Annotated in this window: 16 protein-coding genes and 1 pseudogene; all 17 read right to left on the bottom strand. The window is 67.5% G+C overall.

The genetic code is table 11. From position 1 onward, the window contains the following. Positions 1–12 precede the first annotated feature (12 nt). Positions 13–732, bottom strand: a complete 720-nt coding sequence (locus tag HDC36_RS04445; RefSeq protein WP_179564767.1) for a phage baseplate assembly protein V — start codon at positions 730–732, stop codon at positions 13–15. Continuing rightward, entirely contained in the window at positions 732–1,847 is a 1,116-nt protein-coding gene (locus HDC36_RS04440; RefSeq protein ID WP_179564765.1) for a hypothetical protein, read from the bottom strand. The genes HDC36_RS04445 and HDC36_RS04440 overlap by 1 nt, the downstream gene beginning before the upstream one ends. Positions 1,848–1,854: 7 nt before the next feature. Beyond that, the gene (locus tag HDC36_RS04435; protein ID WP_179564763.1) at positions 1,855–2,127 is read right to left on the bottom strand and encodes a hypothetical protein; all 273 of its coding nucleotides are present in this window, start codon (positions 2,125–2,127) and stop codon (positions 1,855–1,857) included. Between the two features lie 16 nt (positions 2,128–2,143). Then, positions 2,144–2,845 (bottom strand): hypothetical protein, encoded by a 702-nt coding sequence (locus HDC36_RS04430; RefSeq protein ID WP_179564761.1) that lies wholly within the window; start codon positions 2,843–2,845, stop codon positions 2,144–2,146. 1 nt (position 2,846) lies between these two features. Beyond that, the gene (locus tag HDC36_RS04425) at positions 2,847–3,131 is read right to left on the bottom strand and encodes a hypothetical protein (RefSeq protein WP_179564759.1); all 285 of its coding nucleotides are present in this window, start codon (positions 3,129–3,131) and stop codon (positions 2,847–2,849) included. Then, on the bottom strand, positions 3,128–5,365 hold the full coding sequence (locus tag HDC36_RS23630; RefSeq protein WP_179564757.1) for an ATP-binding protein: 2,238 nt from the start codon (positions 5,363–5,365) through the stop codon (positions 3,128–3,130). Before HDC36_RS23630 ends, HDC36_RS04425 begins: the two co-directional genes overlap by 4 nt. Further along, on the bottom strand, positions 5,362–6,489 hold the full coding sequence (locus HDC36_RS23615) for a DUF4255 domain-containing protein (protein WP_179564755.1): 1,128 nt from the start codon (positions 6,487–6,489) through the stop codon (positions 5,362–5,364). The genes HDC36_RS23630 and HDC36_RS23615 overlap by 4 nt, the downstream gene beginning before the upstream one ends. Before the next feature lies 1 nt (position 6,490). Continuing rightward, positions 6,491–7,414: a hypothetical protein gene (locus HDC36_RS04410; protein WP_179564753.1), complete on the bottom strand. Its 924-nt coding sequence runs from the start codon at positions 7,412–7,414 to the stop codon at positions 6,491–6,493. A gap of 20 nt (positions 7,415–7,434) precedes the next feature. After that, positions 7,435–8,220, bottom strand: a complete 786-nt coding sequence (locus HDC36_RS04405) for a hypothetical protein (RefSeq protein ID WP_179564751.1) — start codon at positions 8,218–8,220, stop codon at positions 7,435–7,437. Continuing rightward, the gene (locus HDC36_RS04400; protein WP_179564749.1) at positions 8,220–8,729 is read right to left on the bottom strand and encodes a phage tail protein; all 510 of its coding nucleotides are present in this window, start codon (positions 8,727–8,729) and stop codon (positions 8,220–8,222) included. The genes HDC36_RS04405 and HDC36_RS04400 overlap by 1 nt, the downstream gene beginning before the upstream one ends. 66 nt (positions 8,730–8,795) lie before the next feature. After that, a complete protein-coding gene (locus HDC36_RS04395) occupies positions 8,796–11,207 on the bottom strand; it encodes a phage tail sheath C-terminal domain-containing protein (protein WP_218847991.1) in 2,412 nt (803 codons plus the stop codon). Between the two features lie 57 nt (positions 11,208–11,264). Further along, positions 11,265–11,543 (bottom strand): hypothetical protein, encoded by a 279-nt coding sequence (locus tag HDC36_RS04390; RefSeq protein WP_179564747.1) that lies wholly within the window; start codon positions 11,541–11,543, stop codon positions 11,265–11,267. A 254-nt stretch (positions 11,544–11,797) separates the two neighbouring features. Then, positions 11,798–12,871: a sigma-54 dependent transcriptional regulator gene (locus HDC36_RS04385; RefSeq protein WP_255432586.1), complete on the bottom strand. Its 1,074-nt coding sequence runs from the start codon at positions 12,869–12,871 to the stop codon at positions 11,798–11,800. A gap of 515 nt (positions 12,872–13,386) precedes the next feature. Beyond that, on the bottom strand, positions 13,387–14,856 hold the full coding sequence (locus HDC36_RS04380) for a serine hydrolase (protein WP_179564745.1): 1,470 nt from the start codon (positions 14,854–14,856) through the stop codon (positions 13,387–13,389). Positions 14,857–15,203: 347 nt separating this feature from the next. Beyond that, positions 15,204–15,461, bottom strand: a pseudogene (locus HDC36_RS04375) (pirin-like C-terminal cupin domain-containing protein); the annotation flags it as partial. Positions 15,462–15,788: 327 nt separating this feature from the next. Next, complete coding sequence (locus HDC36_RS04370) at positions 15,789–17,465, bottom strand: ShlB/FhaC/HecB family hemolysin secretion/activation protein (RefSeq protein ID WP_179564743.1); 1,677 nt, start codon at positions 17,463–17,465, stop codon at positions 15,789–15,791. Between the two features lie 44 nt (positions 17,466–17,509). Beyond that, a complete protein-coding gene (locus HDC36_RS04365) occupies positions 17,510–24,865 on the bottom strand; it encodes an MBG domain-containing protein (RefSeq protein WP_179564742.1) in 7,356 nt (2,451 codons plus the stop codon). Positions 24,866–25,266 lie beyond the last annotated feature (401 nt).

The raw sequence follows: 25,266 nt of genomic DNA, 5'->3' as shown, positions 1-25,266 counted from the left end.
TCGCGAGCGCGTTCATCCGGTCTTGACCTTGGTCGACAGCAGCGCCGGGGTGGCCGGCGGCATCGGGGGCACCGGCGTCATCGGCGTTACCGGGAACACCCCCAGCGCCATCTCGCCCGGGTGGGTGTGGGTCTGGTAGATGTTGATCATCTGGTTGAGGAAGTTGAGCAGGTCGTCGCCGAACACCAGCGGGTGCATGCAGTTCTCGACCAGCTCGATCTGCGGCGCCTCCACCACGACTTTGCTGGCGGCGGCGATGCGCACCTTGCCGGCGTTGACCTCGATGGTGACGACGTTGTCGGCCTGGCTGTCGCTGATCGAGATCTGCCTGGCGTCATCGTCGAGGGCGACCAGCAGGCCGCTGTCGCTGCGCAGTATTCGCCGGTTCGGCGTGGCGTCGCTGCCCGACTCGTTCTGCGGCAGCTCGTCGTCGGCCCACCAGGTGCCCGCCCAGATCGGCCGCGACGGATCGCCGCCCTCGAACTCGATCCACACCCCGGCGCCCACCGGCGGCACCGCGTACAGGCCCTGGTTCGGGCCGGCATACGGCGCGCACGGCAGCGCCCACGGCGACTCCACGTCCTGCAGCACCGCCGGCACGTGCGCGCGCAGTCGCCCCAGATGGCTCGGGTCGTCGACCGCGCTGACCACGCCGCGATACTTGCCGAAGAAGCGCGAGCGCGACCGCTCGGCGAGCTCGACGATGAGTTGTTCGATGCCGGCGTCGTACATCAGAACACCCCCCCGAGCAGCCCGCCGGCCGAGGCCCCGCCGGCCGAGCGCGCGTTGCGCTTGAGCGTGAGGTTCTGCCGGTAGTGGCCATCGCCGATGACGTGGTGCACGCGGCTGACCAGGTAGGCGCCGCCAAGCTGGCTGCCGGCGCCGGAGACATTGACCACCCGGTACGGCGCCAGCGACTGGTCGTAGTCGTTGGCGTCCAGCTCCACGCTGGCGGTGTAGGCGAAGCTGGACAGGTCCACCGCCGCAGTGGTGGCCGCGTCCAGGTCGGCCTGCTCCTCGCGCACGTCGCTCATCAGCGTGAGCGCGCTGGGCGAAAGCATCGCGTGTACGGTTTCGTCGCCGAGCGCCTCGACTACCGGCGCGTCGGTACGGCTGTCGAGCAGCTGTTTGTCGGACACCCGCACGCTGCCGGCGCGCGCGGCCAGCGGCTGCAGCGCGTCCAGCTGCGCGGAGAACTTCTGCACGTTGCGCTCGGCGCCGATCAACAGCAGTTCGGCCGCATCGTCCGCGGCCAGGCTGGGACGCGCGAACACGCACACGCTCTGGCCCGGCAGCTCGCCCGGCTTGACGTGCACGAACATGCCGTTGCGCCGCGCCAGCTCGCGCAGCAACTGCATCGCGCTGCCGCGCTGGACCACGAAGCGGGTGTGCGCCGCGCCCGCGGCCGGCACGCTCTGCACGTCGGGGATCAACCCGCCGTCGCTGATCAGCGCCTGTGCGATCTCGTGCGCGGCCATGTCCTCGAACAGCGCCACCTGTTCGGTCTGGCTGAGCAGCACGCTGTCGTCGTGCACCACCAGGGTCAGCGCGCTCTCGCCGGGGCCGGCGCTGAGTTCGAAGCGCTGCGCCACGATCGGCCCGTCGATCAGCGCGCTGTAGTCGCCTTCGCCGATCTTCACCTCCACCCGCACCCGCTGGAAGGCCTGCGCGAACGGCGCCTCGATCGTCGACCACAGGCCCTGGTCGTCCAGGGTCAGGTCGATGTCCAGCTCGCCCTCGGCGGCCACGCCTATCGCCTGGTCCACGCGCACTTCGCGCAGCAGCTCCAACTGCTCGTCGCTGGCCGGCTGGCCGTTGAGGAATACGCGCAGTGCGACCAGGCTCATGGGCGGCTCACTTCGCCGGCACGTCGATGCGACGGCCCGGTTCGCGCACCAGCGTGTTGGCTTCCAGCTCGCTGTTGGCGTCGGCGATGTGCCAGAACCGGGTGCCGTCGCGATAGCGGCGATACGCCATCACGTCGAGCTGGTCGTGGTCGTGCACGCTGGTCGGCTCGCCGGCCGCGCTCGGCAAGCGGCGTGGCGCGACGGCCTGCACCGGCTCGCCGCGCGCGTCGGCGGCGCTCATCGTCGGCAGGCCGTAGTAACGGGAGTTCTTCAGGAACACGTGATTCTCCGGTCGACTAGAAGGGGATGATCTCGATCGCGCTCTGCACCGACTTGGCGAGATTGGCGACCGCCTGCACGTCCTTGATCGCGCGCGTGTAGGCCAGCGCGCCCTGGCCGACCTTGTCGCTGCTGCGGCGGTTGAAGGTGATCACCTCCAGGCCGATCTGCACCTCGGCCTGCACCGGGTTGAGGAACGCATCGAATTTCTGCTCGGTGATCGTCATGCTCTTGATCCGCACCGGCAGCACCCGCGACGGACCCCAAATGAACAGGATCCGCGGCAGCACTTCGCGCGGGGTGGGGCGGGTCGGCGGGGTGGCGTTCGCGCTCAGCCCCAGCGCGCTGCCGACCGCGTCGATCGCCTGCCCGAGCAGCCCGCCCAGCGGCGCGGCCGGATACACCATCTTCTCCAGCGCGGCCAGCTGCGGCCCGATCCCGAACACCCGCGGGATCGCCGACACCGCGCCGCCGCTGCCCAGGTCGTCGGCGGCGCTGAAGTGCGCGCTCACGGTGAAGCTCTCGCTCGGCGGCGAGGGCGTCTGCGCCGGTTCGCGCTGGCGCGTGCGGGCGCCGGTGTTGGCGGCCGGCGGCTCGGGGATGGTGATCGAGCGCGCCAGCTGCTCCGGATTGAACTGGAAGAACACGATGTTCGGGATCGGCCCGATGAAGTCGCCGCTGTATTCCACCAGCACGCCACGCAGCAGGAAGCCGGACATGTCAGGGCGCCTCCGTTTCTTCGCCGGGCTGCGCCGGTGCCAGCAGCGCGGCCAGGCCATCGACGATCAGCCCGCGCAGCAGCGCCGGATCGGTCGCGCCGCGCGCATCCACCGGTGGCAGCCGCAACGTCGGCGCCAGCGCACGCCAGCGCGCCGGGTCGATCGCGCGGGTGTCGAGACGGTGCAGCAACTCGATGTCCAGCCCGTCCAGCGCCGCGCGTGCCAGGTCCGGGCGCACGCCTTGCAGGTGCAGGGTCAGCCGGTCGATCTTCAGGGCGGCGCTCATGGCGACTCCGCGAACAGCGGGCGCAGCAGCGCCTCGTAGGGGCCGAAGGTCTCTGGCGCGTGCGGCCGGTTGAGCTTGTCGAGCTCGCGCTTCACCGCCACCAGCACCGGCGGCATGTCGATGCGCGGCGCGGCGTTGTCGCGCGCGGCCTGCAGGCTGGCGTTGAAGGCGATCGAGCGGATGTGGCCACCGGCCAGCGGGAACAGCCTTGCCAGCAGCGGGAAATCCAGCGCGCCGGTGTCCACGCCCGGCGGGAACACGCCGCGCCACAGGCGCTCGCGCTCGCGTTCGCCCGGCAGCGGGAATTCGATCAGGTAGCGCAGCCGGCGCAGGAACGCCTCGTCCAGGTCCTTGCGGCGGTTGGTGGCCAGCACCGCGATGCCCTTCAGCCGCTCCATGCGCTCGAGCAGGTAGCTGATTTCGATGTTGGCGAAGCGGTCGTGCGCGTCCTTGACGTTGGTGCGCTTGCCGAACAACGCATCGGCCTCGTCGAAGAAGATCACCGCATCGCTCTCCTCGGCCGCATCGAAGACCCGCTTGAGGTTCTTCTCGGTTTCGCCGATGTATTTGTTGACCACCTGCGACAGGTCGATGCGGAACATCGGCAGCTGCAACTCGCTGGCCAGCGCCTCGGCGGCCATGGTCTTGCCGGTGCCGGGCGGGCCGCAGAACACCACCGACAGCCCGGCATCGTTCCAGGTGCGCGCGGTGCCCCAGCCGTGGTGCACGCGGGTCAGCGCACGCATCGCCTGGGCGATCTCCTGCAGCTGCGCCATCTGCGCGGCGGGCAACACCATGTCGTCGAACGCGAAGCGCGGCTCCACCCGCTGCGCCAGGCTGCCCAGGTCCGGGCGGGTCTGGCTGCGGCAGATCGCCTGCAGCCGCGCGCCGTCCAGGTGCGGCTCCAGCGCCGCGGCCGCGCCGACCGCGGCAATCGCCGTCGGGCCGAGCCGGAAGCGCCGCGCGGCCTCGTCGATCTCCGCCGCCAGCGCGCCCGCACGCGGGCCAAGGGCCTGCGCGAAGCGACGCACGCGGGTGTCGAAGTCGGTTGCCGGCAACACGATCGCCGCCTGCAGCGCGCCCTGCGGCAGCAGCGAAGTGGCGGACAGGTCGTGCATCGGCGCCAGCCAGCGCAGCGGCGTGCGCGGCCAGCGCGGGGTTTCGCGCGCGGCGTGTTCCTCGCCCCGTTGCAGCAGTGGCAGCAACACATCGGCCCGGTACAGCCAGCACCAGGCGGCGAGGGCGGCCAAGCGGTTCGGTTCGGGCAACGGATCGGCGATGAGTTCGACCAGCGCACGGCCATGCTGCGCCGCCAGGCGCGTGGCCCATTCGGCGAAGTCGCAGCCGGCGTCGCCGAGCAGCGGCACGAACTGCGTGCGCGGCGGCGGCTCGCGCAGCAGATGCACGGCGATCGCCAGCGCCTCGGGCAGTTGGGCGGCCTCGTTCGCCGCCGCGCCGGCCTGTCGCGGCGCCTCGGTCTGCACGTGGCGCAGCCGCAGCTCGGGGGGCAGCCGGCCGTCGTCGTGCAGCAGCGCCTGCGCGACCAGCGCGCCGGCCTCGAAGGGCAGGTGCCAGGCGGCGCCCTCGTGCAGGCCATCGGCGTTGATCAGCAACGCATGCTGGAACAGGGCATGCACATCGTCCTGGTCCAGTCCGAGATCATTGCCGTTTTCGTCGTCGAACAGGCGTCGCGCCAGCGCCAGCGTGGGCAGCAGCCGCGTGGCGTCGTTCTGGCACGCGGCCAGGACCGGCCCGCTGGCCGGATCGGCGTAGGCCAGCAGCCCGAGCGCCAGCGCGAACTGCGCCGGCTCGCCCAGCCGCAGCCGCTCGGTGATCGCCAGCCACGGGCCCGGTAGCGCTTGCCGCTGCGCGCGCAAGGCAGCGATCCGCGCCTGCAGGAACGCGGCGGTCGCATCCTCGGCGAACAGCCGCCGGCGATCCTCGGCGAAGCGGCGCAGCTCCAGGCTCTCCAGCAACGCATCGCCGCCGGGCGGCAGCAATCCAGCGGCCCCGGCCAGCGTGGGCGACAGCCCGCCGCGCTGCTGCCACAGCCAGCACACTTCGCGCCGCAGCCGCAGCGTCGCCTCGGCCAGCCAACTGGCGGTGAGCGGATCGCTCACCCGCACGCTCGGGCTGAAGGCGATGGCCTCGTTCAACGCCACGCCCTCGTCCAGGGCGGTGGCCTGCGCCTCGGCCGCCGGCACTTCGATCACCGCGGGCGCAGCGGCGTTCACAGCTGCCACTCGACGCGCGGAGTGAGCGTGGCCTGCGCGCCGTTCACGCGCACGATCAGGTAGTACTCGCCCGGCGCCAGGGCATGCGCGGTGTCCACGCTGGCCAGCAGCGAGGTCTGCGACAGCGTGCCGGCGGCCTCCAGGTTCAGCGCCACCACGCCATCGCGATAGAACGCGACGAAGACGCTGTCGTCGGGCCCGCCCAGGCGCTGCCCGGCGATGCTCACGTCGCCGGACAGCTTGCCGGCGCTGTCGGTCAGCGCGCCCAGCCCCGCCGACACCACGGTCGGCAGCAGCGTGGCGAACTGCGGATTGCTGCCCATCCAGCGGCCACTCGGCAGCCGCCGCGCGACAGTGACCGGATGGAAGCCGGGCGACAGCGCCGGCGTGGCCGGAATGCGCGCCTGCACCGCACCTTCGCGCGCGGCGATCACCGGCAACGCGAGCGGGCCGACGTTGACCTGTTCGATCGAGCCGTCCACGCCGGCGCCGCGCAGCTCGATCAGCGTCCCGGCCTCGAAGCGCGCCGGCACCACTTCGTCCAGCCACGGCCCCAGCGTCGGCAGCACGGTCACGCCTTCGGCACCGGCCGGGCCCACGGTCAGCACCGGCGGCGCGTAGGCCGGCGGCACGTCCGGCACGATCAGCACCGGCCGCACCTGGAACGCCACCGACAGCCGGTACTTCTCGTCGGTGCCCTGCATGATCTTCGACAGCAGGTCCACGTCGCATGGATCGAAGGTGAGCTTCAGCGGCTCCGGGTTGTCGGCCAGCGCCGGCACCGTGGGCCGCAGGAAATTGAGTTCGCGCAGGCACGCCATGCCGCGCGCCAGCAGCCGGTGCGCGGCGATCGAGTCGCTGTCGTGGCCCTGGTCGTAGGCGGTGAGCAGGTAGCGCAGGGTCAACCACAGCGGCGCCGGCTGGCCGGCGTCGAGCGGGTGGTTCTTCAGGTACGCATCGAAGTCGGCCTGGTACAGGAACAGGTTGAGCTTGGGCTCCTCGTCGCTGGTCGCGGCCAGGTCCGGCCGGCTCACCGTCACCAGCAGCGCGGTGCGCAGCGACAGTTGCGAGCGCAGCGCCTCTGACACCGCGCCGATCGCTTCCTGGGAGGCGGCCAGAGGCATCTCAGCCGCTCCGCAGGTAGTGGCGGCGCGGGTTGAACGCCGGCCTTGGCGGGGCAGTGGCCGGCGCCGCGGGCGCCGGCGCGGGATTCGGCGCGAACGCCGGCGGCGCGGCGCTGATCTCCAGCTCGATGCGGCCGATGTGGATCTGCCATTGCGCCGGCGCGTCGCTGCGGCGTTCGATGTGCAGCGGCGTGGCGTCGCGTGGTCGCGCGGTCGCGGCGGGTTCGAGTGTTCGCGGCGCCCCGGCGATGCGGGTGGCGGCGTCCTGCTGCGCTGTCGCTGCAAGCGGCGCATGCGATGCAGTCGGCGCCGCGTCGCGCACCGGCACCGGCACCGCCTGCGCCAGCACCGGCAACACGCGCATCGCCGCGACCGGTGCAGGCGACGAATCCGGCACGCTCACCGCGGCCGGGGCAGGCGACGAATCCGGCGCCCTGACCGCGACCGGCTCCGCGTGCGCATGGGTCTCGAGATAGTCGTCCGCGCCAGCGGCAGCGAGGGTTGCCCGCGACGGCGGCAGCGCAACGCGCGGCCGCGGCGCGGCGGCGTGCGAGGCCGGTGAAGGGGGTGTCTGCGGGCGACGTGGTGCGGCGGCCCGAGCGGTCTGCTGGGTGGACGGCGCATGCGTTTGCATGGGCGTCGGTTCGGTGCGCGGCAACCCGCTTGCGGGCGTGGCCGACGTCGTCGCCGCCTGCTGCGAAGCCGCGTCGTGCGTGATCGCCGAATCCGTTGCAACGGCCGGCGTCGCGCGCCTCTCCAGCGCAGGTGCCACCGGTTCCGGCCCGGCCTCGCTCCAACCCTCCACTTCCTCGAAAGGCGCGCTCGCGCGCTCCGGCGCGTCCTGCATCGTTTCCAGCGCCGTCGGCTCGGCCGCGCGCGCCGGCCCCGCGACGGACACATCGGCGCCGCCGCCGCGTTCGGCCAAGCGGGCGAAGTAGGGATTCATCACGCGAACTCCGCCTGCACGCGCGCCAGGTAGCGACGGCGCCGCCAGGCCGGCATCGCCACGATCTGCGCCTCGCTCCAGTGATACGCGCGCGCCAGCCGATGCACCTCTTCCAGCACCGCGTGCTGCCGACGGCGCAGCGCATCGAGCAGCAACGTCTCCAGGTCGATCGCCACCGGCGTGGCGCGGCCGCAGAACGGGCAGGGCACCTCCAGGGTCAGCGCGGTCAGCGGATCGACGTCCTGCAGCGCCTGCGACATCGGCGCCAGCCACGCGTCCGGCAACGGCCACTCGGGCGCTGGCACCCGCCCATCGACCTGCAGCAGCAGCCGACGCGCCAGCCAGCCTTCCTCGCCATCGCCCTCGCGCCACCATGCCTGCAGGTCCACCGGCGTGGGCAGACGGCAACGCACCGTGTGCCCGTCCGGCGCCGACCACGCGAACTCCGCGGGCGCCACCCGCTCGAACTGCCGCAGCCCCAGCTCCAATTCGATTTGCCCCGCGCATTCGCGGTCCAGGCAGCGCGCCAGCGCAGGCAGCACCTCGCCCACGCTCGCTCGCGCGATCGCCAGCAGACCCTGCAGGCGTTCGGCCACGCTCCAATGCCGCAATGCCTCGGCCTCGAACGCCGAACCATCCGGCGCACGCAGGCACAGCAGCAGCAATTCGCTGGCCGCCACCGTCGCCGACTGCGCGTCGAATTCGATGTCCAGGTCCTCGCTGCCACGCGCGAAGGCGCGCGCGCGGAAGCCGGGCAGGGCGGCGCTGACGTGACGGGCGGACATCAGCCCGCCTCGCCCGGCTCGGTCGTAGCGACGTCGCGCTCCCAGCCCTCCAGCTCGATCTTGATGTTTTCGATCGCGATCGCGTTGGCGTTGGCGTCCAGGTCCGGCATCGCGGTGTACTCGCTCACCCAGCACGCATGCAGGAAGTAGCGCTTGGCGACCTGGCCCTTCTCGTTCATCACCTCCAGGGTCAGCTCCTTCTTGTAGCCGGCCAGGTCCATCACCGGGTCGCCGGCATAGGCATGCACCTTGTTCGCCCAGGCCTCGAAGTCCGGGTCGTGGGTGATGCCGCGCTCCAGGGTGATCGGTTCGTAGCTGGTGCGCCCGGGCGACTTGTGGTCGATGCTGTTCTCGCCGCCGCTGCGGTGCTTGACTACCTCGGTGGTGCGCTTGAGCGAACTGGCCTTGCTCACCCCGAGCACCGGCCTGTTGTCCCACAGCACGCGGAACTTGAAGTTCTTGTAGGGGTCGAAGCGATGGGTATTGATGACGAATCCGGTGTTTGCCACGGGCGATCTCCTGGATGGATCGGCCCGCCGCCACCGCGGTCAGGGCCGGGATGGAAGCAACGCGCGCTACAAATCGCCCGCGATCTGCTGGATCTTGATGACCACGAACTCGGCCGGCTTCAGCGGCGCGAAGCCCACCTCGATATTGACGATGCCCTTGTTGCGGTCGTCCTGCGTGGTGGTGTCCTTGTCGCATTTGACGAAGAACGCCTCCTTCGGACCGGTGCCCTGGAACGCGCCCTGGCGGAACAGCGACATCATGTAGGCGTTGAGGTTGAGGCGGATCTTGGCCCACAGCGGCTCGTCGTTCGGCTCGAACACCACCCAGCGCGTGCCGCGATACAGCGACTCCTCCAGCATCAGCGCCAGGCGCCGGATCGGGATGTACTTCCACTCGCTGCCCAGGTCGTCGTCGCCGGCCAGCGTGCGCGCGCCCCAGTTGACCAGCCCGTTGGGAAACACCCGGATGCAGTTCACCCCTTTCTTGTTGAGCACGCCGTTCTCAGCATCGGTCAGTTTCACTTCCACGCCGAGCACGTCGCGGATGTCGGCCTCCAGCCCGGCCGGCGCCTTCCACACCCCGCGCGTGGCATCGGTACGCGCCATCAGCCCGGCGATCGCACCCGACGGGCCGATGTACTTGCGCAGGCCGTTGTTGTCGAACATCAGCCGCGGATAGAACACCGCCGAATGGGTGATCACCGATACCCCCAGCGCGCTGATCATCGCGGTGTCGCCGGTTACCACCGGCCGCTTGTCCTTGTCGGTCCACGACGCCGGCGAATCGACCAGCAGGAACGCGCGATGCTCGGCGCAGTACACGCTGGCCGGTCCCCACAGCGTCTGGTGCACGGCGGGCAGCACGCCTTCGTCGGCGGGCAGCACCAGCAGGTTGAACAGGTCCACCGAATCCAGCGCATGGAAGCCGGTCTGCGTGGCCTCGTCGCCGAGATAGTCGGCTGCGGTCGGCGCGCCGCCCTCGTCGCCGTCCACGCCAGCGGAGGCAAACGGTCCGGTGCTCGCGGTGCCGAGCGCGGTCTGCGCGGTGTTGAAGGCATTGTCCGTGTTGAAGCCGGCCGGCGCCGCCACGATGCCCGCGGGCACCGTGGCCACGCCCGGGGTCTTGGCGATCAGCGCGATCTCGTAGCCCCAGCGCTCGGCGCGGAATGCGGCGGCCGCCTGCGAGTTGATCGCCGCGACCAGGATGTCGAGCTTCTCGCGCACGCCATCGCCATTGCCGGGCGCGCTCTCGTGCCAGAAGTTCGCCGCACCCACCGTGCGCAGGTCGAACGGGCCGGTCGTCAGCGGCAGCGCCGGCTGGCCGTTGAACGCCAGCGAGGTCACCCCGCCCTGGGTCAGTCCGGCCAGGTTGTTGACGTAGGCGGCCAGGTTGCGGTGCTCGAACGGCACTGCGGCCCCGCTGTGCAGGTGCCACAAGCCGGCGCTGGGCGCGGGCCGGAAATTGCTGAAGCGGGTCTGCTCCAGGCCGCCCTGGTCCACCCCGAACAGCAGCGGCCCGGCGATGTCGCGGCTGCTGGCGCGGCTCACCCGTACCGACGCCTTCGCATCGCTGGTGGCGGTGAAGGTCAGCAGCCGGCCGACATTGGCACCGCCATCGACCACGGTGGCCGCCACGGTCTGGATCGGCGACTGCTTGGCCAACGCATCGTTCGCGCGCAGGGTGAGTTCGGCCTCCACATTGGCGGCGGTCAGCGCCGCACCGGCCAGCGACACGCGCACTGGCGCGGCGTCGTTGACCGACAGCATCAGCGTGTCCCGGCCGCCGGTGATCAGCGCCTGCAGGGCAGTGGCCGCCGCCCCGACGTTCGCGCCCAACGGGCGGCGCGCCTGCGAGTAACCGTCGAAGCTGTTGCCCGCCACGTTGATGAAGGAGCCGGGCAGGGTCGGGTCGCCCATCGCCGGCGCCAGCGCCAGCTCGATCATGTCCGAGCTCTGGGTGATGAAGTCCGGCGCGAACCGCGGAGAGCGCGGATTCATCGACAGGCCCAGGTGCCGTTCCGAGGCCACCGTCGCGCCGCCCTCGACCTGCGCGATGCTCAGGTTGAACGTGTCGTGCGGGCTCGGCGTGGCGTAGTCCACGCTCAGCCGCAACTGATTGCCCCACGCGCCTTCCGACTTCGCGGTGGCCACCAGCACCGGTTGCGGCCCGGACCCGAGCAGGCTGTGCAGGGTGATCGAGGCACGCGCCGCGCCGCTGGCGATGCGCACCACATAGCAGTCGGTACCGCCATTGGCGAAGAACTGCCGCACCGCGAAGGCCAGGTCGCTCTGCGGATGCGGCGCGCCGAAGTTGCGCGTGAAGTCGGCCAGGCTCAGGCATCGCACCGCCCGGTTGAGCTTGCCCTTGCCGGTGCGCCCGAGAAACGCGGCGATCGAGGTCGAGACGTTGGTGATGGTGTGCACCCCACTCGACACTTCGTCGATATACACCCCGGGATAGCTGACGGTGACTGCCATACGGAACTCCTTCGGTGGCGTCGGCGTGCGACGCCGCGCGGTGGTGTGGACTCGGACTCAGTGGCCTTGACGGTGAACACTTTCGGAATCGACGCCGACATCGCCGCGTGCATACAGGGCAGTGCCGTCGGGCAGCGTGGTGCACTGCATCTCGCCGCCATCGACCAGGTGTTCCAGGGCCGGCAGCAGCACTCCGAGCGGTATTGCCTGCAACGCCTGCGGCAGCCACCAGCGACGGATGCCTTCCGGGCTGTCGGCGGCTTCGGGATGCCGCTCAAGGTAGCGCCGCAACGCATCGCACAACGCCTGGGACATCGCTGGTGCGTCCGCCGACATGGCGCCTCCGCTGTGCGTCGGCGTGGACGCCCAGTGAGGAACGCAAAACGCGTGCCACCGTGTCGAGGGCCGCAAATCAAACGTTTGCGCCGTTGGCACCCGGGGCAGCGGGTCGTTTCCGACCCACAAACCCGGGTACGCACGCATGCACCGGGTAACGATCGACCCACCCGGCCTGCGCCGCTTGCAGCGGCTTCCGCCGCGAACCACGCCACGCGCGACATACATACGCCGCTGCCACGCGGAGAACACCCTCAACGCGCAGCAATTCCATACTTCTTGATCAGCTTCCCGATCGAGCGCCGTTCCTTGCATGCCAGCCGCGCCGCAGCGGTCACATTGCCGCGCGTCACTTCCAGCAATCGCTGGAGGTAGTCGCGCTCGAAAATTTCGATGGCACGCGACTTGGCACTGCGAAAGTCCGTGTGCTGCTCATCGAAAACAACCGATGCGCCAGCACCCGCACTCGTGGCCGCCACGGCCGCCACCTCGCTTTCCGGCAGATCTTCGAACACGATCTCCGCTCCGTCGCTCAACAGCACCGCGCGATGGATCATGCTCTCCAACTCGCGGATGTTGCCCGGCCAATCGTGGCGCATCATCCACTCCCAGCAATCGGTGCGCAGCGACCGCAACGGCAGCCCATAGCGCGCGCAATACTGCTTCAGATAATGGCGTGTCAGCGGCGCAAGGTCGCTGCGGCGCTCCCGCAGCGGCGGCACGCGCAGATGGATGATGTTGATGCGGTACATCAAGTCGCCACGGAACGCGCCACGTCGCACCAGTTCCCGCAACGGCTGGTTGGTGGCCGCGATGATCCGGCTGTGCGAGATGCGCTCGGTCGAATGCCCGACCGGCCGGTAGCAACGTTCCTGCAGGAAGCGCAGCATCGCCACCTGCCCCTTGCCAGGCAGGGTATCGATCTCGTCAAGAAACAAGGTGCCGTCGTGTGCCTGCGCGACCACGCCGTCGCGATTGCTGCGTGCATCGGTGAAGGCGCCGCGCACGTGCCCGAACAACTCGGACTCGATCAACGACTCGGGCACCGCGCCACAATTCAACGCCACGAACGGCTTGCCATTGCGCGCACTGCAGTAGTGGATCGCGCGCGCCGCCAGCTCCTTGCCCACGCCGGTCTCGCCTTCGATCAGCACGGGTGCATCGGTATGCGAGATCCGCTGGATCTGGCAGAGCAGCCGGCTGAACTCGACCGAATTGCCGATCATGCCGCCCGGATGCGGGCCATCGCTCATTGCGCAGGCGTATGGCTGTTCCGTCAAGCGCTCCGGAGACTGCGGACTTTCCTGTGGCTGCTCCTTGCGTTTCATACGTAGATTTCCTGTTGAACCAACTACAACAACGTAAGCTGCGGCAAATTCGGCCAGCACCACCAGGATCGGACCTGGGCGACCTCCGGTGTTGGGCAGCGGACTGCATTGAAGTCCAAAAATCGGCAACACTTCGATGCCTGAAAACCGGGCATCGCACTCCAATGCGCCCTCAGTAACACATTGATTTCAATGGCAGGAACGTCCGTCGCACGCCGAACTGCGACCACCCTGCACACGGCATGGCATGGATGTCCATGTCGCGCATTCGAGTGCGGCATATTTCGGTGCGCCGCACCGGAACGTGCCCAGTCTTCGCGATGAAGTTGTGATGGATGCCTGGCTACGGGCGACGTTGGTGTCTTCGCTTTCGTACGTCTACGCGCACGGCGCTGATTCGCCATGTGCGGCGCAGGGCAAGCTCCGCCCCTGGATCAGGGATGTCTATCGGGGGCAGGGGAGGGCCGCTTCCGAACCGAAGCTGCCCATGGGTGAAATCGCAACAGTGTCACAGTCTATTTACTTTGCAGGCTTCGAAGGCGCGTGACTGCATGATTGTTTTCAGGATTGAACCGCAGTGACAGTTTGTAATTTTCAATGGCCCCGGCCCGATCGCCGGTATCTTCGAGTAGCTCGCCCAGGCTGTCATAGGCATTCCAGCTCTGTGCGAAGAGCGTGGTATTCAGCCTCATGATCGCCAGCGCCTGAATTGGCTGTTTCTGGTTCAACAACGTGTATCCCCAGGCGTTCAGATCCTCCTCTTTCAGCTGGAACGACGGATTCTTCGCGTGGAGTTCGGCCGCGATTTGCGGCGCCCGTTCGAAGCCTCGTCGCAGCAGTTCGCTACGCAGAAGCCTGATGTCTTGCGGCAGTCCGAACCCTGTGGATGCGTGCATATCCGGGAGATAGTAGGCGGCGACTTCATCGGCGAAGTTCTCGGGGTTGGCCCCTTGCAGATTGGTCAGGATGACAACGGACAGATCGTCCTTCGGATATACAAAGAAGGTCGAGCGCATGCCGCCGATCGGACCGGCAGCCGGATGGTCCGCTCTTGTCGTTACAGGCCAGCCCAATCCCGATCCGTGAAGCAAATCGTTCATGCCCCCCGTCGTACCGTCGTTCAGGACGACCGAGGTCCACAGCAGTTGAACGCTGGCCTCGTCTTTCAGAAGCCTTCCCGACTGCAACGCGATCAACCAGTGCGCGATGTCGGTCGAGGTCGACAATATGCCGGCGGCGGTCCTGAAAAACGTCGGGAAGGTGACGTGGATGGCTGACAGTCGATCGCCGCGTTTCCATTCGCCGTCGACGTTGTGGAGATAGGAGTAGCCGCCTGCGGAATGGGGCACGACGTCGGAAGAGTCGCCAAACCGCGTGTGGTTCATGCCGGCCGGCTTGAACTGTTTTTCCTCGATGAACCTCGCGAACGGCTCGCCGCTCAGCTTGTCGATGATTTTGCCAATGATGACGTAGCCAGTCTGGTTATAGCGGAACCGCTCGCCCGCCTTGAATTCCAGCGGCAGCGTTTTCACGGTGGCCCAGGCCGATGCCTCGCTACCGTCCCCGATCAGATTTTCCTTGTCGTCGATGATATTGGGCAGGCCCGACACATGCGCGAGCACCTGCTTGATCGTGATCGATCGCCATGCCTGGGGCAGATCGTCGAGATACAGCGAGATGGGGTCGTCGACCTTGAGCTTGCCTGCTTCGGCCAGCTGCATGATCGCCACGCCCGTAAATGCCTTGGTGCAGGAATTGATCGAGAAGACGCTTTCGTTCGAGGTGGCCACGGCGTGTTCGACATTCGCGGTGCCGAAGGCGGCCCGATTGACGATCTTGCCGTGGCGGATGACGGCGACCTGCAGCCCCGGAATCTGCTCGTCGCGCATCTTGTCCTTCAGGAACGTCGCTACGCCGTCTTCAGGAGACTGGGCATGTGCCGGAACAGAGAGGCACAGCGCGGCGAGCAGCATCAATCGCTTCATGATTCGGAAATCCAATGTGAGACAGGCGCGTTTTGGCTTGATGGCGGGCAGATGCAAGAGGACAGAGCGCAGGATGCTGCTGCTACGCATGCGCAACGCGTGGGAGTGTCGGTGGGGCTTTCACGAGAACAGTTCCAGCGCACCCAGCGAGTGGCCGGCTATACCGGCCTCACCCATGGACGCCACTTTCAGTGGTCTTTCAACGCCTCCACTATGGCATATCGATGCCGTCCGGGGGCGTCCACCCCAACGCATCGGCTGACCGCTTCTGCGGTCTTCTTCAGGCCTTCAGCGTCCATGAATGCCGTTGCGCCGGGTTGAGTGCGTTGCCGCAGACCAGGGGCCGCTCAGGACATGGAGTTCGGAGGCGGCAGCGGATCCACCGGCAGGGGGATGAATTCGCCGTTGTCGAGATCGGGGAGCTTCATGCATCCCGCGCGCCAGTCGGCCTTGGCTTCTTCGATCCGTTCGAAGCGAGACGACACAAAGTTCCATTCGATGTAGCGGCGCCCGAGCGGCTCGCCGCCCAGCAGCATCACGACCGCACGGGTGCGGGCGAGCACCGAAGCGCTCCTGCCGTTCTGGAAGATCAGCATCTGTCCGGGGCCATCGGTGCGCTGTGACCTCACTCTATCGGTCCAAGCCGATGTCGCATCGCGATGCCGCTTAACCCGGGCGTTCGTCGCCAAGTTCGCTTTGGGTCGGAAGCCGACCTCCGCCAGTCGGCGGCGTCAGACTGGTCAGCTGCGACTGGAACCGTGATGCAGCGGCGTCGGCGCACGCACCCAGTTACGATCGGGACTTCTAGGCCTCTGTTGTTGTATGCGCCGAAGGCGCGTCGCAGGCTGCGTCCCTTGGCCGGTGCGAGTGTGTTCGAATCCATCGAGCGGCTCCATAACCCAAGAATGCGGCGAAGGACCGCCTGGCTGGATTCAGAAGCCCCTGACCAGCTGTAACCATGCCCGTGCGGAGCTGCGCTTGCCGAGCAAGGTGGGTGTCGCGCCCACCGGCGCGGCCAGTTGCACTTGCGCCTGCCAATGGCGCGTGCCGACCCAGCTGAAGCCGATGCCGACGCCATCGAGGTCGAGTTGATTGCGGCCGGCGATCCACGGGTCGGCATTGATGCGCAGGCTGCCATGGTCGACAAACAGGCTGCCCTCGCAGCGGCCGGCGCAGCCGAACGGCAGGTGGTGGCGCAGCTCTACTGTGCCCAGCCAGCCGCTGGCGCCGGCGATGCTGGAGACGTCGTATCCGCGCACGCTGTTCGACCCGCCCAGCAGGAACTGCTCGGAGGAGTCGAGGTTGCGGTTGCTGTACTGGCCGCTGAGGCTCACATACACGCGGGTAGCGGCACTGAGGTTCTGCAGGCGGGCGAGGCTGGCGTTCCAATGGGTGTAGCTACCTTGCGTGCGTGCGGTGGCAGCGTCGGCGGCCGCTGTCGCTGCGTTGGCGAAGCCGAGCCGACCGTGGCCGAGGCTGAGGCTGGCGCTGCTCAGCCCGCCGCCGCCCCAGTCGTCGCCGTGCTGGCTGACGACGCTGGCTGTCCAGTGGTTGCTGTGGCGGTCGTTGCGCAGGGCGGTGCTGTCGATGCGGTCGCGCAGTTGCTTGCGGTCGAACTGCAAACGGACGTCCAGTCGGCTGTCGTGCGTGCGCACCAGCGGCTGCGTCAGCCAGGCACTGGAAACCCGGGCGGTACCGTGCGCATCCAGCGCATCGAGCGGACCACCCAGCGCGTAGGCCAGCATCGAATACGCCGCGCCGAGTCGGGTGCCATGCCCGTTCAGGGTGAACTGGTAGCCCAGCCGGCCGTAGCGCAGGCCGCGGCCGGAGGTGAGTGTCCCCAGGCTGAGCTGGTCGCCGTGGCGCATCGGATTGTTGATGTCGAGATAGGCTCCCGCGCGCAGGCGGCCGGTGTAGCGGCTGCCTGCGGTGTCGGCGACCAACTGGCCTTGCAGAGTTGGTTCGGCGTCGGCCTGCACGTCGAGGGTCGAGGTGCCCGGTTCTGTACCGGGGCGCAGGGTGGCGTGGGGTTCCACACCGGGCAGGTCGCCGAGCAGCAGCAAGCGGGTATCCAGCGTGGACTGGGTGACGACCTCGCCGGAGTGCAACGGCGCCAGCGTGGCGCGCAGCAGGCCGTTGCCGATGCGGCTTTGGTTGGCCAGTTCGATCTGGTCGTAGCGCGCCTCGACCACCAGCAGCCGCACCGTGCCGCCGCTCAAGGTCTGCGCCGGTACCAGCGCACGGGCCAGCGGGTAGCCGTGCGTGTGGTAGTAGTCGGTGATCCGTTGCGCCAGCGCGTTGAGCTGGGTCAGGGTCTGCGTTTTCCCTTCGCCGTCGGCGACCAGCGCATGCAGGGTTGCGTTGTCGAAGATGGAGTTGCCTTCCATCTGCAGCTGCGTCACCGCGAACGGGGTGGCGTCTTCGGTGGTGTTGCTGGTCGGCGATTCGATCACCAGGCCGGGTGCGGCGACGGGTTTCTCCAGCGGCTTCGGCGGCACTTGCTGCAGGATCTGGCCGCTGTTGGGGATCGTCTGCGCTGGCGCGGCCAGCGGCAGGGCGCAGCAGGCCAGTGCAAGCGGGGCGAAGCGAAAGCGGAACGGTGACGGCATGCGGTGATCCTTGCGCGCGGCGCGGAATGTGCGGGTTGCATGGTTCACGGCAGACGAACTCCACCATCGACGATGTGCACATCCGGGGCATGCGGCGCGTGGACAGCATCGGTGGCGTCCGAGGATTGCTGCAGCCCGGCGACGGTGCTGGCGACAAGGCGCGGCGCGCTGCCATCGACCACCTGTAGCGCGGCGGCGTTGCCTGGTGCCTGCTCAAACAGATAGTTGAGTGCGGACAAGCCGCTGCCGTCGATGGCGTACGGCCCGGCCGGGCTGGTCGCGGTGGCTGGCGTCTGCCATGTCAGCGTGCCATCGGTGGCATCGGTCAAGGTATCGCCACCGACGAACCCGGTTACGGCACCGCTCAAACCAGCCGGCATCTGTCCGATCTTGAAGTGGGCGGTATCCGCGCGGTACGTCAGCGTCGCGGGGGTGACATCGGCGGTCGTGGTCGCGCTGGTTTTGAAGCTGTAGTTGTTCGCTTCGCTGCCGCTGGCCGTGATGCCGAAGACGTTGACGGTTTTTCCGGTACCGACATTCTTGGTGAGGAAGCTGCCGGTACCGGTGAAGTGCACCGTATCGCCGGACAGCACACCGACACTTGCCAGCGTGACCGCATCGGCCGTGCTGCCGTCGTAGACGCGGTTGGTACCGGTGGCATCGACGGTGATGCCGAGCGGGCTGATGTCGGCTGTCGTGTTCGTGGTGGTGTTGTAGCTGTAGTTGCCCGCATCGGCACCGCTGGCGATGATGCCGTTGACGGTGACCGCCTTGTTGCTGCCGGCGTTCTTGTCGGCGAAGGCCGCCGAGGCGTTGCCGAAGGTGACGGCATCGCCCGCCACCAGACCAGTTGTGCCCAGTGCTGCGATTTTCGCGGCCGTGCTGCCGTCGTAGACCTTGTCCACGCCGATCGCATCGACCGTGATCGTCTTGGCGGTAATGTCGGCTGTCGTGTTCGCAGTGGTGTTGTAGCTGTAGTTACCCGCGTCGGCGCCGCTGGCGGCGATGCCGCTCACACTGACCGCCCTGGCCGTGCCGACATTCTTGGTGAGGAAGCTGCCGGTACCGGCGAAGTGCACCGTATCGCCGGACAGCACGCCGGCACTTGCCAGCGTGACCGCATCGGCTGTGCTGCCGTCGTAGACGCGGTTGGTACCGGTGGCATCGACGGTGATGCCGAGCTGGCTGATGTCAGCTGTCGTGTTCGTGGTGGTGTTATAGCTGTAATTGCCCGCATCGGCGCCCGTGGCGACGATGCCGCTGACACCGACCGCCTTGGCGACACCGACGTTCTTGTCGGCGAAGGCGCCGGTGCCGCTGAAGTCCACCGTGTCACCGGCGAGGATGCCGATACTGGCCAGTTTTACCGCATCGGCGGTGGTGCCGTCGTAGACGCGATTGGTACCGGTGGCATCGACGGTGATGCTCCGCGCGGTGATGGTGCTGCTGCTGTTGTCGACGTAGGTGACGGCATAGTTGCCGCCGCTGTTGCCGTCGCTCACGGTGACGCCGTTGATGGTCACGTGCTTGCCGATGCCGACGTTCTTGTCGGTAAAGGCGAAATTGCCGCCGCTGAGGGTATCGCTGCCGAACAGCGTGCCGCCGCTCACTACCGCTGTGCCGATCGCGCTGAGCCCGCCATCGTAGGTTTTGCTGACGTTGCTGCTGCTGACCGTCAGCGCGGCCTGACCCACCGAGAGGCGGCCATTCCTGTAAGCGATGGCGTAGTTGCCAGAGGTGAGGCCGTCGGGCGTGATCGTGTAGCCGCCCGCATTGGTGGCGCCTTGCGCATCGCCGGCATAGCGCAGCGCGCCGCCGAGTACCGAGGTGGTCTCGCCGTTGACAAAGCCACTGTAGGTGATGCCGTGGCCGCCCGTATAAGCGAGGCCGTTGTAGGTCTTGCTGTCGTCATTGGCGGTGACCGTCAGCGCGGCCTGGCCCACCATGAGGCTGCCATTTCTGTAGGTGATGGCATAGTTGCCAGCGGTGAGGCCGTCGGGCGTGATCGTGTAGCCGCCCGCGTTGGTGGCACCCTGCGCATCGCCGGCATAGCGCAGCACGCCGCCGAGTACCGAGGTGGTCTCGCCGTTGACAAAGCCGCTGTAGGTGACGCCGTGGCCGCCCGTGTAAGCGAGGCCGTTGTAGGTCTTGCTGTCGTCATTGGCGGTGACCGTCAGCGCGGCCTGGCCCACCGTGAGGCGGCCATTCCTGTAGGTGATGGCGTAGTTGCCAGAGGTGAGGCCGTCGGGCGTGATCGTGTAGTCGCCCGCGTTGGTGGCGCCTTGCGCATCGCCGGCATAGCCCAGCGCGCCGCCGAGTACGGAGGTGGTCTCGCCGTTGACAAAGCCGTTGTAGGTGACGCCGTGGCCGCCCATGTAAGCGAGGCCGTTGTAGGTCTTGCTGTCGTCATTGGCGGTGACCGTCAGCGCGGCCTGGCCCACCGTGAGACTGCCATTCCTGTAGGTGATGGCGTAGTTGCCCGCGTTGAAGCTGCCGCCGGTAGCTGCGTTCGACGTGATGGTGTACGGGCCGCCGGTGACGCCGGCGCTTGCCGCGGCACCGGCGCTGGTGAGCGCGACATCGCCGATGGTTTCGCCGTTCTGCAGGCCGCTGGCCGTGAACTCGTTGCCTGCAAACGTGAGCGTGTCACCGTAGGTCTTGCTGGCGTTATTCGCTGTGATTGTCAGGATGGCCGGGTTCACCGTCAGTGCGGCGGCGTTGCCTGTCGCTTGTGCGAACGTGTAGTTGCCGTAGTTCGCGGTCAGGCCGTTGCCGTCGATGGCGTAACTGCCGACGTTGCTGGTGGCTGTGGCACCGGTAGCGAAACTGGCGGTGCCGGTGGTGGCGTTGGCCAGGGTCTGGCCGTTGACGAAACCGGTCACCGTGCCGGTCAACCCGCTCGGCGTGTTGCCGTAAGTCGTAGTGGCGGTATCGGCCAGATAAGTCAGGAGGGCCGGATTCACCGTGAGTGCGGCGGCATTGCCTGCCGCTTGTGCGAACGTGTAGTTGCCGTAGTTCGCGGTCAGGCCGCTGCCGTCGATGGCGTAGTTGCCGACGTTGCTGGTGGCTGTGGCAGCGGTGGCGAAACTGGCGGTGCCGGTGGTGGCGCTGGTCAGGGTTTGACCGTTGACGAAGCCGGTCACCGTGCCGGTCAACCCGCCCGGCGTGCTGCCGTAGATGCTGCTGGTCGATGTCGCCAAATAGGTCAGGATAGCCGGGTTCACCGTGAGTGCCGCGGCGTTGCCTGTCGCTTGCGCGAACGTGTAGTTGCCGTAGTTTGCGCTCAGGCCGCTACCGTTGATGGCGTAGCTGCCGACGTTGCTGTTGGCTGTGGCGCCGGTGGTGAAACTGGCGGTACCGGTCGTGGCGTCGGCCAGAGTCTGGCCGTTGACGAAGCCGGTCACCGTGCCGGTCAGCCCTGTCGGCGTGCTGCCGTAGGTGGAAGTTGCGGTATCGGCCAGATAGGTCAGGGTGGCTGGGGCGATGGTCAGCGTGCCGGGCGTGAAAGCTATGTCGTAACCCATCTGGCCGGAATACAGGTCGCTAGCCAGCGCGTAGCTGCCGGCATTGGTGGCCGGGGTGCTGGTTCTGGCGTTGGCGTCGCCCAGAATCAGGCTCGCATCCACACTGCTCGACGGCCGCCAATAGCTCGGCGTCAGCGTGCCAAGGACCAGGCTGCTGCTGCCAGCAAAGGCGGTGCCGTTGTAGACCGTGCCGAGATTCTTGGCGCTGACCGCCAGACCAGTCATGAAGATACGCAACAGCGGCGCGGTGTCACCCGCGTAGATCCGCCAGGCCGCAGAGCTGCCGCCGACGGCACTGATATCCGTGCTCCAGGCCGCAAAACTGGCCGGGTCCATCATCTGCACGGTGGTGAGGCCGGTGCCGCCGCCGTCACTGGTGGATCGGCCGGTGGTTTCCCTGTTCCAGTAACTGCCGGTGATGGCGCCTCCGCCGTAGAGACCGACCAGACCCCCGACATAGTTGTTGCCGCCGACCGCCCCCGTGGCGTAGGTGTTGGTGATCGTGCCGCCCGCTTCGTTGGAGCCAACCAGGCCGCCTACGTAGTTGCCGCCGCCGTTATAAAAGATGCCGTTGACCGCCCCTGTGGCATAGGCGTTCGTGATCGCGCCAAGGTTGCTTCCGACCAGACCACCGACATAGTTGTTGCCTCTGACCGCCCCGGTGGCATAGGCGTTGGTGATCGTGCCGCCCGCTTCGTTGAAGCCAACCAAGCCGCCAACGTAGTCGCGTTCGTCGGAGGTCAGGCCGTTGGCCATCCCGGCGGCATAGGTGTTTGTGATCGTGCCGCCGTTGTCTCCTACCAGGCCGCCGACGTAGTTCCGGCCTGCAACCGACCCGCCGAGCAGACCGAGATTGCGGATCGCGCTGCCGTTGCCGGTGACGCCGAACAGGCCGACGTCATCGGTGTTTGGCCAATTGATGGTCAGGTTGTTGATGGTGTGACCAAGGCCATCCAAGACGCCGGTGAACGGTGCGCCTGCGGCGCCAATCGGCCGGAAGCCGTTGTAGGCGATGATGGGGCGGCCTTGGGCGTTCAACTCAACGCCCAGCCATGCGATCGAGGCGCTGGCATCGATGTCGTTGCCCAGCACATAACGGCCGGCGAGGCCGGTGTTCACGGCCTGCAACTGATTCAGATCCAGGATGACGGTGTAGAGGTTGGGCCGGTTGCTGGGCGTCACGGTGCCTGTGGGCAGGTCGTTGGTGTTGAATACCTGATTGCCGGACATGCCCAGCAAGTATGGCGTGGTCTGGTTGCCGACATTGCCCCACCTGGCGGCCGTGAAACCTGCGGGCAGCGCTGCGATCAGTGCCTTGGTAGTCAGGCCGGTACCGCCGCTGCTGGTGGACTGGCCGGTGGTTTCCGTGTCCCAGTAACTGTTGGTGATCGTGCCGGCATTGTTGAACCCAACGAGACCGCCGACGTTGCTGCCGGTGCCGCTGACCGCACCAGTGGCATAGACCTGGCTGATCGTGGTGCCGGATACGTTGTTCCCGACCAGGCCACCGACATAGTTGCTGCCACTGACCGCGCCGGTCGCATAGGCTTGGCTGATCGCGCCGCTGATGTTGTATCCCACCAGACCGCCGACGTCGTTGCTGCCGCTGACCGTACCGGTCGCATAGGCTTGGCTGATCGAGCCGCTGTCGTTGATCCCGATCAGGCCGCCGACGTCACCGCCGCTGCTGCCGACCGTACCAGTCGCATAGGCTTGGCTGATCGGGCCGTGGTTGTTGTACCCGATCAGGCCACCGACAGTGGTCGCGCCGCTGATCGCACCGCTGGCATAGACTTGGCTGATCCGGCCGCTGCTGTCGTTGTATCCGACCAGGCCGCCGATGTTGGCACCGCCGCCGAAGCCGACGTCGGCACCGCCGAGATTGCCGTTGATCGCACCGGTGGCGTAGGCCTGGCTGATCGTGCCGTAGTTGTACCCGACCAGGCCGCCTACGTTGCTTTGCCCCTGGATCGACACGCCAAGCAGGCCGACGTTGCGGATCTTCGTAGTGGTGTAGGTGTAACCGAACAGGCCGACGTTGTTGGAGCCGGGTCGGTTGATGGTGAGACCACTGATGGTGTGGCCGAGGCCGTCGAAGGTACCGGTGAACATCTTGGAATCGGTGGCGTTGAACCTGTGGCCGATCGGCACGAAGCCGGAGCCGATGGCAGAGCCGAAGGCGGAATCCCCCCAGTTGGCCGTGGCGCTGGCGTCGATATTGGCACCTAGCGCGAAATAGCAAAAACAGTTGAGGGCGCCGCTGATGCCTTGCAGGTCCGTTCCGGACGTGCTGCCGGGGGCACCCAACGTCGTGATGATGGTGTACGACTGGCCGTTGATTTTCAGCGTGTTGCTGCCGCCGGTGAAATCCACCCGGCCACTCTGGCCCGGCGTGGTACTGACCATGTTGACATTGACGGTGCCGCCGCCAATCGCCGCATCGCCGCCGTTGGCGGTACTGGGATTCAGCGCGAGGCCGGCGCTGCCGCTGGCCGTCATCACGGCGTTGATATCGACATCGTGGGCGGCGGTGAGCGTGAGCGTGTTGGCGCCCCAGTTCACTAAATCATTGACGTGGATGTCGCCGCTGCCGCTGGCGTTGGCGCCTTGGCTGGACTGAATGGTGACATTGCCACCACCAAGCTGGCTGCTCAAAGTGCCGCCGCTCATGTCGCCACCGCTGAAGGCGATGGTGAAATCGTGCGGATCGATCAGCCAGGTGCCGGCGTTGCCCGTGGCGGCCAGGGTGGTGATCTTTGCGCCGTCGGCCACCCGCACATGCGCCGCCGAGGTTTCGACAAAGCCGCCGTCGCCGCCGTTCGGCGCGCTGGCGTCCAGCGTGCCGTCCACCTGCGTGGTGCCTGCTTCCATGCCGCCGAGCAGCACGATCTTGCCGGCGCGGTTTTCGACCGTCCGCGCCTGGATCGTGCCGCTGTTGTTGACCACGCTGGCCAGCAACGAATCCTTCGCGCCGGCGCTCATCAGCACCTGGCCGCCGTCGGCGACGATCAGCTGCTTGTTCTCGGCCAGCGCATTCAAGGTGCTGGCGTCGATCTGCATGTCGAGCAGGTGGTTGCCGTCGAAACGCAAGGTGACCGCGCTGCCGCCGGCCAGCGCCACGCTGCCGGCAGGCGCATGGATCGCACCCTGGTTTGACACCGCGTGGCCGAGCAGGGCCACGTAGCCGCCGGGTGCAGCGGTGATCGTGCCGAGGTTGGTCACGCGGCCGACGCTTGTGCCGGTAAAGTGCAACGTGCCGCGATCCAGCTGGCTGTCGCTGACGTCGAGCGTGCTGGCGACCAGGCCGCCCGCGCTGACCTGCGCGCCTTGTCCAAACAGCACGCCGTTGGGGTTGATCAGGAACACCTGGCCGTTCGCGTTAAGGTGGCCGAGGATCATGCTGCCGTTGGGATCGGCGATGCGGTTGACAGCGATGGACTGCGCATTCGGCTGCAGGAAATTGACCGTGTCCTGCGCGCCGATATTGAAGCTCAGCCAGTTCAGTGACAGGTTCTGGCTGTTCTGCTGGATAGTGGTGAGGTGATCGCCGTAGTCGATACGGCCGCTGCCGGCGGTGACCTGGCCGCCGGCGGGATGGGTCGAGGATGCCGCCGACGCGATGACCGTCGGCGCGAGCGTCGGATGAGCGGCGACGATGGCGCCCGCCGGACGGGCGCCATCCATCGCCGTAACGCCGCTTGGCGCGGTAGCGAGGGCCAGCATCGGCAGGCTCAGGGGGAGCGCAGCCCACCCGGCCCGGCGCGTACGGCGCGATGTCGAGGTACGCCCGGCCTTGCCGCGGCCGCGGGCGAGTTCGGAAACGACCAGCCAGGCGCGACGGACCTGGCTCCAGACCAGCCGGTAGATGTGATTCATGCGATTCCCCTGTGGTGCAACGCAGATTTCCCCGGGCAAGCTTCTCTTGGACAGGCTCGGATGACCGGGTTGGTTAGCTGGGAATTTTGCGCGTTAGGGCACAGGCGACTTGATCGGCTGTCTCAGTTGGGAAGGGAAGGTTGGGGAATGACGACGTTGGGGTGACGAGCTATCGCTTGCGAGGGCAAGGCCACAGCGGAGGAACGGTTCGCTTTTGTGGGGCAATTGCCAACTTCGCTGTTGTAAAGCGACTCCCGCCTTCGCGGGAGCGACGACATGGGGAAAGAGGTTTTCGTCGGCAAGACGGCAGGCGGTAGCGAGTCGATACGCCAGGCCTGGCGCTGATTCGATGTGCCAGCAAGCGTGAGCGCCAGCGTGGGAGGGTGTTGCGGCATGCCACG

The sequence above is a fragment of the Xanthomonas sp. JAI131 genome (genome assembly GCF_013410075.1).
In the GTDB taxonomy this organism is placed as follows: domain Bacteria; phylum Pseudomonadota; class Gammaproteobacteria; order Xanthomonadales; family Xanthomonadaceae; genus Xanthomonas_A; species Xanthomonas_A bonasiae.
Note: the sequence above shows the minus strand (reverse complement) of the source record. Positions and strands in the feature narration are given on the sequence as shown.

Coding starts and splice junctions, on each gene's coding strand:
- HDC36_RS04445 (WP_179564767.1), bottom strand. CDS start 732: ATGTACGACGCCGGCATCGAACAACTCATCGTCGAGCTCGCCGAGCGG.
- HDC36_RS04440 (WP_179564765.1), bottom strand. CDS start 1,847: ATGAGCCTGGTCGCACTGCGCGTATTCCTCAACGGCCAGCCGGCCAGC.
- HDC36_RS04430 (WP_179564761.1), bottom strand. CDS start 2,845: ATGTCCGGCTTCCTGCTGCGTGGCGTGCTGGTGGAATACAGCGGCGAC.
- HDC36_RS04425 (WP_179564759.1), bottom strand. CDS start 3,131: ATGAGCGCCGCCCTGAAGATCGACCGGCTGACCCTGCACCTGCAAGGC.
- HDC36_RS23615 (WP_179564755.1), bottom strand. CDS start 6,489: ATGCCTCTGGCCGCCTCCCAGGAAGCGATCGGCGCGGTGTCAGAGGCG.
- HDC36_RS04405 (WP_179564751.1), bottom strand. CDS start 8,220: ATGTCCGCCCGTCACGTCAGCGCCGCCCTGCCCGGCTTCCGCGCGCGC.
- HDC36_RS04395 (WP_218847991.1), bottom strand. CDS start 11,207: ATGGCAGTCACCGTCAGCTATCCCGGGGTGTATATCGACGAAGTGTCG.
- HDC36_RS04390 (WP_179564747.1), bottom strand. CDS start 11,543: ATGTCGGCGGACGCACCAGCGATGTCCCAGGCGTTGTGCGATGCGTTG.
- HDC36_RS04385 (WP_255432586.1), bottom strand. CDS start 12,871: ATGAAACGCAAGGAGCAGCCACAGGAAAGTCCGCAGTCTCCGGAGCGC.
- HDC36_RS04380 (WP_179564745.1), bottom strand. CDS start 14,856: ATGAAGCGATTGATGCTGCTCGCCGCGCTGTGCCTCTCTGTTCCGGCA.
- HDC36_RS04370 (WP_179564743.1), bottom strand. CDS start 17,465: ATGCCGTCACCGTTCCGCTTTCGCTTCGCCCCGCTTGCACTGGCCTGC.
- HDC36_RS04365 (WP_179564742.1), bottom strand. CDS start 24,865: ATGAATCACATCTACCGGCTGGTCTGGAGCCAGGTCCGTCGCGCCTGG.